The organism is Sphingomonas sp. PvP018, from assembly GCF_017876865.1.
GTDB classification, from domain to species: Bacteria; Pseudomonadota; Alphaproteobacteria; order Sphingomonadales; family Sphingomonadaceae; genus Sphingomonas; species Sphingomonas aerolata.
This window is the reverse complement of the sequence record NZ_JAGIOU010000001.1, coordinates 118,284-132,688: the sequence shown is the minus strand read 5'-3', so window position 1 is coordinate 132,688 and position 14,405 is coordinate 118,284. Positions and strand designations below refer to the sequence as shown.

Below are 14,405 nucleotides of genomic sequence, written 5' to 3'. Positions count from 1 at the left end.
CCCAGACCTTCCAAGGCTAAGGCATTTCGTAAGCTTCATTGCGCGTGCCGGCTCGCAGAGCTACGTCCTTTGAGGCGACATATAAGCGTCCGCATCCGCCAATCCTTGATGTCATTCTGTTAGTACAGCCGGTACTCTAACCTCATTCAAAAACGATCGATGCTCGCCCAGAAAGCGCTGGCTAATTGTCATTCTCACGACGGGCAAACAGATCACCGATGGACGCGACAAAATGCGTGTTCATTGCTGCGGTCGCAGCTGTCGGGTCACGATCGGCGATCGTGCGCGCTAACGCATGATGATGTGCCAGCACGGCGGCACGCTGCCGCGCGGTGGTCCGCGTTGCCCACGCTGCAGGGACGGCATGAACCATCATCGGTGCGAACGAGCGGATGATCTGCAAGAACAACATGTTGCGTCCAGCCTGCGCGATTGCTTGGTGAAAAGCGATGTCGTGGCGGGTCAGCGCATCGATATCGCTACCGGCTGCTTCCATTGCCTCGGCCAGACCGATGATCGTCTGCGCCTCTTCGTCGGTGCGGTCGATCGCGGCGAGCTCGGCAGTGCGCAGTTCCAGCGTGCGGCGCACGTCCCAGATCTGTACCATCGAGATTTGCGCCGTCGCCACCGCGTGGTCGAGCGACGTTGCCATCACGGATCCGTCGATCGCGGCTACGCGCGCGCGCCTGCCGTTGCCCACGTCGATCAGTCGCAACGCCGCTAGCGCGCCGAACGCCTCGCGGAGTACTGGGCGGCTGACACCCAGTTCTGTCGCAAAATGCCCTTCGGACGGCAGCGTGTCGCCGACTTTCATGTCGTTCGTGCGGATATGTGTGCGGACCGCATGGACCGCCTGATCGACCAGCGAGCCGCCCTCTATCAGTCGCACGCTCGTCGCGCTCATGCCGCGAGCCGTGGTGCGCGCAGCGACGACGGGGTCGCGCCGAACTGCCGCGAGAAGGCCCGCGTAAAACTGGCATTGTTGAGATAGCCGCACTGGTATCCGATCGACGATACCGGGAGATCGGTCGCGATCAGCATCTGGCGTGCCGCTCCGAGCCGCCTGTCCAGCAGCGCGTCGGCGACCGTGCAGGCGAACATGTCGCGGAAGCCGCGGGTCAGCTTCGCACGGTTCAGTCCACAAGCGCGCGCGATCGAATCAAGCGTCATCTTCTCACCCCAACGCTCGTCGATCATGCGCTTGGCCGCGACGATCCGCTGGCTGTCCCTCGCAGACAACTGCCCGGCGCCCGCGAGCGGCACAAGGTCGTCCTCAACGATCCGTTGAAACGTGATGGACAGGAGTTCGATGCATTTTGCGGACCGGTGCGTGCTGCGCCAGGGCTCGGAGAGCGCGCAGTCGCGGATCGCGACGACGATCAGCCGCAATTCGCTTGGCAGATGACACGCGATGTCCGCGTCAGGCGCGTAATCGAAGACCCGCAGGCAGGCACCGCGTTCGACTGCAAGAATGAGGACCGCCCGCTCCTCCGAAGGAACCGCACCGGTCGTGACGGTGACCTGGGCCGGCGTCTGCTCGCCCAGCGTGAAGCAGAGGACCACGGCATCGGCGGGAAACGTCGTCGGGTCGACCATACCCTCCCCGATGAATGCCGCCATCTCGGGCGACACCGTGACGCGTTCCTTCTGCATGCTTCCCTCGCCCACCACCGCTCTCCTTCTCCCGTTTGCCGGGCTTGGGTCGATTATGCAGCTATCAGATAGCTCCTGCAAGAGCTATCTTACAGGTCAAGCCGTTGCTGACACCGGTGCGCGACGCATTGCCATCGTAAAGGCGACGACGGAGATCGCGCTGGTCACCACGCCGACGATCGCGAGACCTTGCGCGAGATGCGCTTCGCCGCCCAGCATGCCGCTTGCAGCCGCGACCAGCGTGGGTGCGAGGCCGTAGCCGATCAGCCCCGCGATCGCGATGAACGAGCCGATGCACAACCCGCGCAGTTCGTTGGGAATCAGCACGGTCAACGCCACCGAAGTCACAACGCCCGTCACCGCACCGCACGTTACCAGCAGACCCACGGCGACCCCGAACAGCGGGACCGAGGGCATGATCGGGAACAACGCCGCGGGTACGCCGAGCGCGGCGGCAAGGATCGCACCGATCAGCAGGCCACCGCGGCGGCCACTCTTTTGCCCACGATCGGCGGACAGACCACCGACGATCGCACCGACCACGCCGGCACCGAACAGTAGCGCGCCCATCCAGCCGGCGAACTGGTCTGGTTGGAGGTGGAACGTTCGCGACAGGACCGGCGAAACCCAGATCCCAGCCGCGGCATCGGCCATCACCACGCTGATCTGGCCGATGAACAACGGGATCAGGAACTCGCGACGCGCCCAGAGTTCGCCGGCCACGACCTTGAACGGCGCATGCGTGCCGGCCGCAACCTCCTGCCGCACCGGTTCGCGCAGCAGGAACAGTGGCAGGATGGCGAGCACGCTGATGACCGCCAGGCACAGATGCACACTTCGCCACGGCATCATCCCTGCGAACCACGCTGGCACGCGACCATGTGCAAACAGCCCGAACAGTGCGCCCGACAGTGCCAAGGCGAGCGCGACGCCGAGCGACTTGCCGAGGTTGACGATCAGCATCGCCCTGCCCCGCTGCGTCGGAACGCAGAAATCGGCGCACAGCGAGAGCGCTGCGGTCAGCGCGCCGGTCGTGCCGATCCCGGTCAGCATGCGTGCGACGAACAGCAACGGAACGCTATGCGCGAGCCCGGTCAGCACCGTGCCCAGCGTCCACACGAACGCGAGTGCGATCATCATTCGCACGCGGTTGTAGCGATCGACCATGATGCCGATCGGGATCGAGAACACCGCCAGCGGCAGCGCCGCCGACAGCCCCTGGATAAGGCTCAGCGTATAGTCGCTGAGGTGGAGTTCGGCTTTCGCGCCTTCCTGCACCGTGCCGAATGCGCCCATCATCGTGAAGCCGACCGCCATGGCCAGCGCGAGCGCGAGCAGCGGCAACAGCGTCTTGGCAAATGGCGGTGCGGCCGCCTCGATCGGTCGGGCGAAATCTGTCATTCTGGATCCTTATGCAAGCGCACGGCGCAGAGCCTCGTGGCTGTCGCGGCGTGCCTGTTGCGAGACCGGACCGTCGGCGAAGATGTCGAAGGCGTGATAGCCGCCGGGATAGACGTGAAGCTCGACAGGCACTCCGGAGCGGATCAGCCGCGTCGCATAGTCGATGTCCTCTTCGACGAAGAGATCGAGCGCGCCGGTTGCGATATAGGCGGGCGGCAGGTTGCTGAGATCCGTCGCCCGCGCTGGTGCCGCATAGGGTGACACGGCGTCGCCACCAGGCGCGTGGCCGAGCAAGGCGGTCCAGCCAAAACGATTGCTCTGCGCGGTCCAGACGAACTCGCCGGCATAGGGATGCGGCGGTGCGGTACAGCTACGGTCGTCGAGCATCGGGTAGATCAGGTGCTGGAATGCGAGCGCATGTTCGCCACGGTCGCGCACCATCAAGGCCAGTGCCGCGGCATACCCGCCGCCCGCGCTCTGCCCCATCACGCCGAGCCGCGCCGGATCGATCCCAAGCCGGTCGGCATGGGCGATCGTCCATACCAGTCCTGCGTAGCAATCCTCTATCGGGCCGGGAAAGTTCGTCTCCGGCGCCAGCCGGTATTCGACCGACACCACGACGCATTGCAGATCGGCGACGAGCGGACGAAGCAGCGGATCATAGTCGGAGACCTTGCCCATCACATAGCCGCCGCCGTGGATGTGATAGATGCACGGCAGGTCGCCGGTGACGCCCGCCGGTCGGAAGACGTGCAGGTCGATATCGGGCGCCCCGGCAGGCCCTGGAACCGTATGAATCTCCAGCGTCGCCAGGGTTTCGTCGGCGGGCGGCAGCATCGACGGTCGGTCGCGCATCGCCGGCAGGATGTCGGCGGTGAGCGAGATCTGCGGCATCATCTCGAGCAGCGGGCGCAGCGTCGGATCCACCAGGTGCAGGCTGTCCATCATTCTCTCCACGATCCTTGTTGTGACGCGCGTCCGATACCGGAACGGCGTTTAGAACGCGAAGATCTTGCCCGGATTGAACAGATTGTCTGGGTCCAGCGCGTGCTTCAGCGTCCGCATCAGTTCGACCGCGTCGCCCAGTTCAGCGACCAGCCAGTCCTGCTTGCCGATGCCGATGCCGTGTTCGCCGGTGCAGGTGCCGTCCATCGCCAGCGCGCGTTCGACCATCCGTGCGTTGATTGCCGAGACCTCGGCCAGCTCCGCCTCGGACTTTGGATCAATCGAGAAGACGACATGGAAATTGCCGTCGCCGACATGACCGAGAATGGTCGCGGGGACCGACGACGCCTGGAGGTCGGCCTTGGTCTCGCCGATGCACTGCGCCAGGCGGCTGATCGGCACGCACACGTCGGTCGCCCAGCCGACTGCGCCCGGACGCAGGTTGACCGCCGCGTAATATGCCTCGTGCCGCGCCTTCCACAGCTTGGAGCGTTCCTCGGGCAGGTTCGACCAGCGGAAATCACCGCCACCGTTTGCCGCCGCCAGCTCGCGCACGGTCTCCGCCTGTTCGTCGACATAGCTTGGTGAGCCGTGGAATTCGAAGAACAGCGTGGTCAGTTCGGGGTAATCTAGCTTCGACCAAGCGTTGACCGCCTTGATCTGCATGTCATCGAGAATTTCGACGCGAGCGAGCGGCACGCCGATCTGGATCGCCTGAACCACCGTATCGACCGCGCCGTTCAACGTTTGGAAGCTGCACACCGCGGACGAGATCGCCTCGGGAATGCCGTGCAGCCGCAGCGTCACCTCGGTGATGATGCCGAGCGTGCCTTCGGAGCCTACGAACAGCCGGGTCAGATCATAGCCCGCCGCCGACTTCCGCGCGCGACGGCTCGTACGGATCTCGCGCCCGTCAGGCGTCACCACGCGCAGGCTCAGCACGGCCTCGCGCATCGTCCCATAGCGCACCGCATTGGTGCCGCTTGCGCGCGTCGCGGCCATTCCGCCGATCGTCGCATTCGCACCGGGATCGATCGGGAAGAACAGCCCCAGGTCGCGGATATGCTCGTTGAGCTGTTCGCGACGGACGCCGGCCTGTACCGTACAATCAAAGTCCTCGGCGTTGATCGACACGATCTGGGTCATCTCGGACAGGTCGACCGAAACGCCGCCATGCACAGCCAGCGTGTTGCCCTCGATCGAGGTCCCCGCACCGAACGGGACGATCGGCACCTTGGCCGCGGCGCACAACCTGACGAGATCCACCACCTCCTCGGTCGACCGCGCGAAGACGACCGCGTCGGGCAGCATCGGGGCGAAATGCGCCTCGCTGCTGCCGTGGTGGAGGCGCATCGCGTCGCTCATGTGCAGCGCAGTGCCGAAACGCTGCTGGAGCGCTGCGACGAACGCCGGATCGAGCGGCGCCCTTTCGATCTGTTCGACGTGCATGGTCATCCTAGAACCGGAAGCTCGCGCGCACGCCGTATCGGCGGCGGTCGCCCTGGATGGCGAGGTTCGACGCCAGCGGCGCAAGCCCGGCCCGCACCAACGCCGACTTGTCGATATAGCTTTCGATGAATTTGGTATTGAACAGGTTGGTGCCGAACGCAGTCACCGTCAGACCACTGGAGAAGCGGAAGCCGAGCGAGGCGTTCGTGATAGCATAGGCAGATAGTCTTGGCGCGACATCGGGGTCGAGCGACGACCCGATCCGGCTGCCCTTCCCGAAGATCCCCGCGTCCAGCAACACCGCGTTATCGCCGACCGGGACGGTGTAGGTCGTATTGAAGTTGAAGTTGTAGTCGGGCGTGAAGATCACACGGTCGCTTGATACGTGGACGCCGGTGGTCGCGAAATACTGGCTGTCGTCAGTGATGCGGGCATGGAGATAGGAGGCGCCGGCGTCGATCCGCCAATGATCGGTAAGGCGGAGGTGCGCTTCCAGTTCGGCGCCGTAACTCTTGACGGTGCCGGTGTTCAGGTTGATCGCGACGAACCCGCCCGTGGCACTCGGCGCCAGCGAGTTCTGACCGATGAAGTCCTTGTAGTCGTTGTAGAATATGTCCGCGTTGATCGTCAGGCGGCGGTCGAATGCATCGAACTTCGTGCCCAGCTCATAGGTCCAGACATTGTCGCCCTTGTACGTCGCGTCCTGCGGCCGCGTACCCGGACCGTTCTGACCACCGCCGCGGATCCCCTTGGCGACCGAGGCATAGCTCATCACCGCCGGCGTCCAATGCTGGGTCAGCGTGACGCGGGGTTGGAACTGGTCCTTCTTATAGACCGGCGCGGTATAGGGCGTCACGCCGTTGACCTGGCTCGCGACCAGCTTCTGATGATCGTAGCGCCCACCGACCGCTAGATCGAGCGTGCCCACTTTCAGGAAAGCGGTCGCGAAGATCGCGCGCGTGTCGTTGCGGACATAGGTCGACGAGGGCGTGGTCGAGGCGGGCAGCGGAAAGGCCGGGCCCAGCAGCGCGCGGAAATCGATCGTCGTCAGCTGATCACTCACCTGCGTGTATCGGTTGCCATACAGCCCGATGAGCGTCGAAAACGCATCGCTCCACTGCGTATCGAAGCGCAATTCGGCTGTCTTGGTCTTCAAGGTCGAACCACCGCGGGTACGGAGCAGGTCGACCGCGCCGAAATCGCCGTCATTGACCCCGGAGAGATTCTTCTGGTTGTACGCCCCGATCGCGGTGATCTTGGTCTTGAGCGATGCGACGTCGAACTCGCCCTTCACGTTCGCGCCGTAATAATCGATCACCGCCCGGTTCAGCACGTTGGTCGCGCCATCGAGCCGGTAATCAGTCGGCCCGGCGACATGAATGTACGACGTGCTGCCGCCTGCGGCCCGGTCGTAGTTGCCGTTGACGGTGAACACCGCCCAGTCGGCGGGCGTGAAGCGGAGCGTGCCACCGACGCTCTGCTGCTTCAGCGGGTTCATGTCGCCGATCGTCAGCGTGTTGCGCATGAAGCCGTCCTGCTCGTGATAGGACGCGCCGATCCGGAACTGGAGCAGGTCGCGGACGATCGGCCCGCTGACCGACCCCGAGACCGAGGCGTAGTTGTCCGTACCGGCGATCGCGGCATCGAACCGCCCCTCCCACTCGTTACCCGGCTGGCGCGTGATGACGTTGATCGCGCCGCCCAGCGTGTTGTTGCCGAACAGCGTTCCCTGCGGCCCGCGCAACACCTCGATCCGCGCGACGTCAACGATCGGAGAGTTCAGATATGATGTGTTCGGCTGATAGACGCCGTCAATGAAAATGCCGACGCCGGGCTGCACCGTGTCGATCAGCGTCGTACCGATACCGCGGATCGACACGAATGCGCGGCCGACGCTGTCGGAATTGATGTTGAGGCCGGGCGTATAGGACGCGATGTCCTTCACCGTATTGACCTGCAACTCCTTCAGTCGGTCGCCGGAGATCGCCGTCACCGCGATCGGCACATCCTTCAACGATTCCTGGCGCTGACGTGCGGTGACGATGATGTCGTCGGAGCGTGCGGGAGGTGTCGCCTTTGCCTGATCGGCGGCGTCTTGCGCGGATACCGGCGTGGTGACGAGCGCGGCGACGGCGCATCCTCCGGCGAGCAATGTCTTGAAGCGCATTGGATCCTCATCCCCTCAGAGCGCCGATCCATCGCCGGCTACTTCTAGGCTCCAAGCTATCTGATAGCTGACCTGTCTGAAAGGTTATCGACTGTGCCGCCCGGCTCGCGGGCTTCGCCGATCGGTACGCTACCAGCAGCTATAGCCGCCATCGGCGAGCACGATGCTGCCGGTCATCAGACTGGCCGCGTCCGAGGCGAGAAAGGCGACGATCGCCGCGACTTCTTCAGGTTCCCCCAAGCGCCCCTGCGGCGTACCGTCGATCCAGCGCTTGTACATCTCCCCCTCGCGGTCCGCGAAGCTGTTGAGGACGGTGTTGATATAGGTCGGCGCGACGGCGTTCACGCGCACACCGCGCGGCGCCCATTCGGCCGCGAGGCTCTTGGTGAGCTGATGCACCGCGGCTTTGGATGCGTTGTAATAGCTTTGCGGTTGCGGCCGGTTGACGATGAAGCCGCTCATCGAACCGACATTAACGATCGCCCCCTTCCCTGCCGCCAGCATGTGCCGTCCAAAGGCACGTGCACACCAGAAGGTCCCATTGAGATTGACGTCGAGCACGTTCAGCCAATGCTCGTCGGCGACGTCCTCAGCGGCGGTTTCGCTCCGTGCAATGCCGGCATTGTTGACGAGAATGTCGATCGCCCCGAGCCGATCGGCCAGGGCGGTGACCTGTGCAGAGTTCGTCACGTCCACCACATGGCCGTCGACCGCATGGCCCTTGTCCGCAAGCGCAGCCCGCCCCGCCGCGATCACCACCGCGTCGCGGTCGGCTAACGTCACGTGTGCGCCCATTTCGGCTAACGCCTCGGCACAGGCGAGACCGATTCCCGCCGCGCCACCCGTCACGACAGCACGACGGCCGGTCAGCTTTAGTCGTTCGAGATACCTGACCCGTCCTTTACGGCAGATAGGGTGCGGCGGGCATGACGGGCTCATGCCGCGCCTCCTGCCGGACCAGCGAATAGACCTGTCGAGTTTCTGCATCGAACTCGACCCAAGGCAGGCTGCCGTCTGTTGCGAAGCGGATCCACAGCGCGTGCATCCGGTTGGCGAGGTCTTGCGGCGGGTTGGGTCCGCACAAGCCCTGCTCGCCGGTTGCGGTCGCCAGCGTATCGAACACGAACGGCAACTCCATCCCGTGCGACGCACCGAGTTGGCCGCTGAACATCGGCGAACGCCAGTCGAACTCGTACATGTGCGTGCGCCCTTGGTGCGCCTCGGCAAACCTGCGTGCGGGCCAGCGAAAGACGAGGTCGTTCATCGCGTCGGTCAGCGCCTGGCCGGGCTTCCTGCCCTTCGCCCCGATACCATATGCCTTCAATACCTTGCGGGCATGCGGTTGCGACTTGTGGAGGACATAGGTGGCCAGCAACCGCCCGATCTTGTCCCGCACGCCGGTCGGGACGAGGTACAGGTTCATCTCTTCCGCGTTGGTGCCGATCAGCAGGTCGACTTGCGCGCCCGCACCGTTCGCTAGCGCATCGAGCGGACGCTGCGGCAGCACGTCGTCGCCGTGGACGGGGACGAAGCGGCTGATTCCGAACACCGGTTCGTGCCCGCCCTCGTCGCGCAGATCGATCCGTGCGGTCGGCGCGGATACCGCCTCTACCGCGTCGATCAGCGCATCGTACGGCACGCTGCCAAAACCACTGACGTCGGGGGTGATCTTCAGGATCTTCGCAAGCTTCTTCACCAGACGCTGCATCACCGGCATCGAACGCGTCATGCCGCCATGCCCGCTCTGAACGATCGCGCGCCGGAACAATCCCCTCGAAAGCGGGGATGCCATCAGGTCGGCGATCGCCATCGCGCCGGCGGATTCGCCGAACACCGTGACGTTGCCCGGATCGCCGCCGAACTGGGTTATGCCGTCCCGTACCCACGTCAACGCCGCGATCATGTCGCGCAGGCCGAGGTTCGTCGGCACGCCCGGGATCGGCAGGAAGCCGTCCACCCCCATCCGATAGTTGATCGCGACGCAGATCACGCCGTCGCGCGCGAAGGTGCCGCCGTCCTGCACGGGTGCATCCTTGCTGCCGATCACGAAGCCGCCGCCGTGGATGAACACCATCACCGGCAAGCCGGTCCGGTCGTCATCGGGACGCCAGATATTCGCCGTCAGATATTCATCGCCCGACACCCAGCCTTTGCCGATCAGCGGTACAATATCGAGGCCGGGAAATGCCCTGGTCCGCTGCGGCGCGTTGGGTCCAGCCGTCGTCGCGTCGCACACCCCGGACCACGGCGTGACCGGTTGTGGCGGCGCGAACCGGTTCGCACCCACCGGCGCCGCGGCGTAAGGCACGCCGAGGAACCGCAGCACACCGCCCGTGGCCCCTCCCTGCACGATACCGTCGGCGGTCGAGACCATAGGTTCGCTCACGATATTCTCTCCTTCGGATCCGCAGCAGCGGTCGGAGGCAAAGGTAGCAGCCGCGAGGCGCCAGTCTCGAACTCAGGCTATGCCAATCGTTGTTTTGATCGTGCCGTACGGCGGGCCAGCACCCGCCCGCGTTACCAGGCTCCAGTTCCAGTCGCCCCCTGCCGGTATTCGGCGATGCGCCGTCGGGTCGCCGGGGACGTAGTTTCAGGCAGGTCGTCCACCGGGAACCAGTCAGCCTGTTCGATCTCTTGCAGATCAGCACGCCCCAGGGTTCCGCTTGCTGCCGTTCGCACGATAAAGATCACGATATGGTCGTCCTTGCTCTCTCGGCGACTGTGATAGACGCCCAGCACCCGCTCGATCACCGGGGCGGCGATCGCCACTTCCTCGGCAAGCTCCCGCACAAGCGCGGCGGCGATACTTTCGCCCTTCTTCACGCCGCCGCCCGGAAGATACCATTGATCGACATAGGTATGCCGCACCAACGCGACCCTCTCGTCCGGATCCAGCAACACAGCGCGGACACCGATCGTGCGCGGCTTGCTGATCCGCCATACCAGCCTTGCTACCCTGCCGACCATCCGATGATGTATCCCCACGCGCTCATTTCCCTGCCTGTAGTCGACGCTTCGCAGTGATACCCTAGAACAGGGCGGTACGCTCCAAATGCCTTCGGTGCGCACAGTCATGCAGCGGCCTTGCACAGTAATTGGTTTCGTCGCCTGCCCCGAATGCGCGCAGACTGCGACAGCTCTTCTGATATCCGGATCACGGGGACGACGCGTCGGGATTACGTCTGCTCGCCGTGCTTGCCATCCCGGACATCGGCGAGGGGTCAAGACGTGGGAGAGTGATGGTGAATCAGGGTGCGCAGCTGTTTGCGATCAAGACGCGGGCACGGCCATGAGGCAGCTTCACCGGGCGAACAATGTTGCTGACCTGCGCCTCATGGCACGCAAACGGCTGCCACGACCGATCTTCGACTATATTGACGGTGGCGCCGACGACGAAGTGTCGCTACGCCGAAACGTCACCGCATTTTCAAACTACGAGCTGGTGCCGGACATACTGAACGACGTCTCTGCAGTCCGCACCGGCACGACGCTGTTCGGACAACCATCGCGCTGGCCACTGATGCTGGCGCCGACGGGGCTCACCCGTATGTTCCACTGCGATGCCGAACTGGCCGTCGCTCGCGCTGCTGCGCGTCACGGCATAGCGTACAGTCTGTCGACGATGGGAACGACGCGGCTGGAAGACCTTGCCCAGGCATTCGCCGGACCGAAGGTTTTCCAGATCTATATTTTCAAGGACCGCGGTCTGACCGCAGAGTTCGTCGCGCGTTGCCGGGATGCAGGCTTTCACGGGCTGGCGCTGACCGTCGACACGCCGGTCGCCGGCAACCGCGAGCGAGACAGGCGCAGCGGATTGTCCCTGCCGCCCAAGCTGACGCTGAAGTCGTTGCTGAGTTTCGCGCGGCATCCGTCATGGTCGCTGCCTGCGCTGACAGGGTCCAAGTTCGATCTTGCGAACGTGAGCCACAGGATCGACGCGCTCGCGTCGGGACCGATGAGCCTGTTCGATTATATCGGCGGCCAGTTCGATCGGTCGGTCGGTTGGCGCGACGTCGAATGGCTCGCACGCGAGTGGAACGGGCCGCTCGCGATCAAGGGCGTGATGACACCCGAGGACGCGCGACGTTCGATCGCGTCGGGCGCGACCGGCGTGATGGTATCGAACCACGGCGGACGCCAGCTCGATGGAGCGCCCGCCCCGATCGACCAGATCGCAGCGGTACGCGACGCAGTTGGCGGTGGGCCGGACGTCATCTGCGACGGCGGCATCCGACGCGGCTCGGCCGTGGCGAAGGCGTTGGCGCTCGGGGCAACCGCCTGTTCGATCGGGCGCCCCTATCTGTACGGCCTCGCAGCCGGCGGCGAAGCAGGCGTCGATCGCGCTCTGACGTTGTTGACAGAAGAGTTCGCGCGCACGTTGATGCTCGCCGGCGTGAACGATGCAGCAGCCCTGTCACGTGGCCATGTTCGGACTCGGGAAAACCGGCGTGATATGGCGTAGCTCTCGACTCGAATGAGATCGCCACGTTCGCTCCAGCCTAACGCCTTGATCTAACCAACCAAAATTCGGGCTCTTGCTCCAATTTGCTCCAAAATCAGATTCGCCCCCAAGACCGGTCGGTCCGACAGCTTTCAGCGTCTCGCAACTCCGGACGCTCGTTCATATCCGTCACACGACTACGCGATAATCTCGGCTTTAGGTCTTGGCCGCCGTTCCTCCTCGGCTGGCGGGAGCATTGACAAGGTGAATGTCGATCGATCCTAGGTGCCGATAGACGATCCGGGGGACCAGCCATGAAGACGATTTTCGCGACCTGCACCGCCACGCTGGCGTTGCTCGCCGGCCCCGCGATTGCACAGACCAAGGCGCCAGCGGTGACCCGGTACGAGATCGCTTTCCCCAACGCGGTCCATCATGAGGCACAGGTGACCGTCACCTGGCGCGACCTCGGACCGGCCCCCTTGCGCGTCCAGATGTCGCGCTCCTCGCCCGGCCGCTACGCGATCCACGAATTCGCCAAGAACGTCTATTCGCTCGCCGCCAAGGATGGCCGCGGTCGCGCGCTCGCGATGACGCGGACCGACCCCTATGGCTGGACGATTCCCGGGCACGACGGGACGGTAAGCGTCACCTACACGCTGTTCGGCGATCACGGAGACGGCACATATGCGCAGATCGACGCAACCCACGCGCATCTCAATATGCCCGCGACCTTTTTGTGGGCGGTCGGGCAGGACGCGCGCCCGATCAGCGTCCGGTTCGTGCCATTCGACACCAAGTGGAAGGTCGCGACCCAGCTCCAGCCGACCGGCGACCCCTACACCTTCGCCGCGCCCAACTTCCAATATTTCATGGACAGCCCCACCGAGCTGTCCAATTTCGATCTGCGCGAATGGCAGGTCGGAGAGGGATCGACGCGCGCCACGATCCGGCTCGCGGTCCATCACGACGGCTCGCCCGCCGACCTCGATCGCTTCGCCGCCAGCGCCAAAAAGGTCGTCGCGCAGCACATAGCGATGTGGGGCGAACACCCCGCCTACGACTTCGGCACCTACACCTTCATCGCCGACTATATGCCGCAGATCAGCGGCGACGGCATGGAGCATCGCAACTCGACGATCATATCGCAGCCGCGTTCGTTCACCGCGGCGAATTTTGCGCAGATCGACACACTCAGCCATGAATTCTTCCACAGCTGGAACGTCGAGCGCATCCGCCCTGCCGAGCTCGAACCGTTCGACTTCACCCGCGCCAACCCGACCCCGTCGCTCTGGCTTGCGGAAGGGTTCACCCAATATTACGGGCCGCTGATGATCCGCCGAGCGGGGGAATCCGCGATCGACGCGTATCTGCGCGGGGTCGGCTCTACCGTCAACGCGCTAACCACTGGCACCGCCCGCCGTTACGGCGGTCCGCAGGAAATGAGCCTGCGGGCGCCGTTCGTCGATGCGGCAAAGTCGATCGACGCGACGAACCCCAACATCTTCGTGTCCTACTACACCTATGGCGCCGGCCTCGCGCTCGCCCTCGACCTGACTTTGCGCCAGCGTTACCCGGGCATCACGCTCGACACGTTTATGCGCCACCTATGGCAGACCTTCGGCAAGCCCGAGCGCCCCTATACCCGCGCCGACCTGTCGCGCGCGCTAGGCGAGGTGACGAAGGATCCCGCCTTCGCGGACGCCTTCTTCAGGACCTCGGTCGATGCCGAGGCGCTTCCCGACTATGCTCCCCTGCTCGACCAGGCGGGTCTGAAGCTCCGTCCCGCCAACCCGACCGCCGCGTGGCTCGGCAACGTCCGCCTCAAGACTACCGGCACCGACGTCCGCATCGACGGCGCGCCCGCCCCCGATACTCCGCTCTACCGCGCCGGCCTCGACAACGGCGACCAGCTCGTCAGCCTAGGCGGGACGGTGATCACCAGCGATGCTGACGCGGCTGCGGTGCTTGGCCGTTACAAACCCGGTCAGACCGCCGACATCACCTACCGCCAACGCGGCCTCGACCGCCGCGCCACGTTGACCTTCCTCGCCGACCCCACTGTCGAGGTGGTCCGCTACGAAACCGCAGGGGTTAAACCAACCGCCCAACAACTCGCGTTTCGCGCCGCGTGGCTCGGGCCGGATGTAGTGGCCAACTAGGCAGGTTTGACCTTCAGGGTTTCAAATACGCTTAAGGCTGGCCCATGGATGTCCATGGGGATCGGCAGCGCATGACGACGGAGGAGAAAACTGTTGGGCTACTTAGAGGCCGCGACGACCAGTTGCGGACGTTCGCGGGCTCGTTTCGGCTTCTCAACTTCGGCCGCGCGTTCATGTCGCAAAAGCG

General features: G+C 64.5%; 11 protein-coding genes. 2 read left to right on the top strand and 9 right to left on the bottom strand.

The genetic code is table 11. The annotated features are described in order from the left end of the window. Positions 1-181 precede the first annotated feature (181 nt). From J3A66_RS00490 to J3A66_RS00450, 9 genes are all read right to left on the bottom strand, one after another. Positions 182-904 (bottom strand): FadR/GntR family transcriptional regulator, encoded by a 723-nt coding sequence (locus J3A66_RS00490; RefSeq protein ID WP_209566515.1) that lies wholly within the window; start codon positions 902-904, stop codon positions 182-184. Continuing rightward, positions 901-1,653: an AraC family transcriptional regulator gene (locus tag J3A66_RS00485; protein WP_209566514.1), complete on the bottom strand. Its 753-nt coding sequence runs from the start codon at positions 1,651-1,653 to the stop codon at positions 901-903. The genes J3A66_RS00490 and J3A66_RS00485 overlap by 4 nt, the downstream gene beginning before the upstream one ends. A 96-nt stretch (positions 1,654-1,749) precedes the next feature. Further along, positions 1,750-3,054, bottom strand: coding sequence for an MFS transporter (locus J3A66_RS00480; protein ID WP_245336643.1), 1,305 nt, complete (start codon positions 3,052-3,054; stop codon positions 1,750-1,752). Between the two features lie 9 nt (positions 3,055-3,063). Beyond that, the gene (locus tag J3A66_RS00475) at positions 3,064-3,999 is read right to left on the bottom strand and encodes an alpha/beta hydrolase (RefSeq protein ID WP_209566513.1); all 936 of its coding nucleotides are present in this window, start codon (positions 3,997-3,999) and stop codon (positions 3,064-3,066) included. A gap of 51 nt (positions 4,000-4,050) precedes the next feature. After that, positions 4,051-5,448, bottom strand: a complete 1,398-nt coding sequence (locus J3A66_RS00470; protein ID WP_209566512.1) for an FAD-linked oxidase C-terminal domain-containing protein — start codon at positions 5,446-5,448, stop codon at positions 4,051-4,053. Positions 5,449-5,455: 7 nt separating this feature from the next. Beyond that, positions 5,456-7,615 carry a TonB-dependent receptor gene (locus J3A66_RS00465; RefSeq protein WP_209566511.1) on the bottom strand — a complete coding sequence of 720 codons (2,160 nt, stop codon included), beginning with the start codon at positions 7,613-7,615 and terminating at the stop codon, positions 5,456-5,458. A 129-nt stretch (positions 7,616-7,744) separates the two neighbouring features. After that, on the bottom strand, positions 7,745-8,554 hold the full coding sequence (locus J3A66_RS00460; protein WP_209570315.1) for an SDR family oxidoreductase: 810 nt from the start codon (positions 8,552-8,554) through the stop codon (positions 7,745-7,747). Then, on the bottom strand, positions 8,517-10,001 hold the full coding sequence (locus J3A66_RS00455; RefSeq protein WP_348633960.1) for a carboxylesterase family protein: 1,485 nt from the start codon (positions 9,999-10,001) through the stop codon (positions 8,517-8,519). Before J3A66_RS00455 ends, J3A66_RS00460 begins: the two co-directional genes overlap by 38 nt. A gap of 131 nt (positions 10,002-10,132) precedes the next feature. Further along, positions 10,133-10,582, bottom strand: coding sequence for an NUDIX domain-containing protein (locus J3A66_RS00450; RefSeq protein ID WP_245336642.1), 450 nt, complete (start codon positions 10,580-10,582; stop codon positions 10,133-10,135). A 322-nt stretch (positions 10,583-10,904) separates the two neighbouring features. On the opposite strand from J3A66_RS00450, the gene J3A66_RS00445 reads away from it, so the two are divergent. Together J3A66_RS00445 and J3A66_RS00440 are read left to right on the top strand one after the other, a co-directional pair. Continuing rightward, entirely contained in the window at positions 10,905-12,077 is a 1,173-nt protein-coding gene (locus J3A66_RS00445) for an alpha-hydroxy acid oxidase (RefSeq protein WP_209566510.1), read from the top strand. Positions 12,078-12,370: 293 nt separating this feature from the next. Then, entirely contained in the window at positions 12,371-14,218 is a 1,848-nt protein-coding gene (locus J3A66_RS00440) for a PDZ domain-containing protein (protein WP_209566509.1), read from the top strand. Positions 14,219-14,405 lie beyond the last annotated feature (187 nt).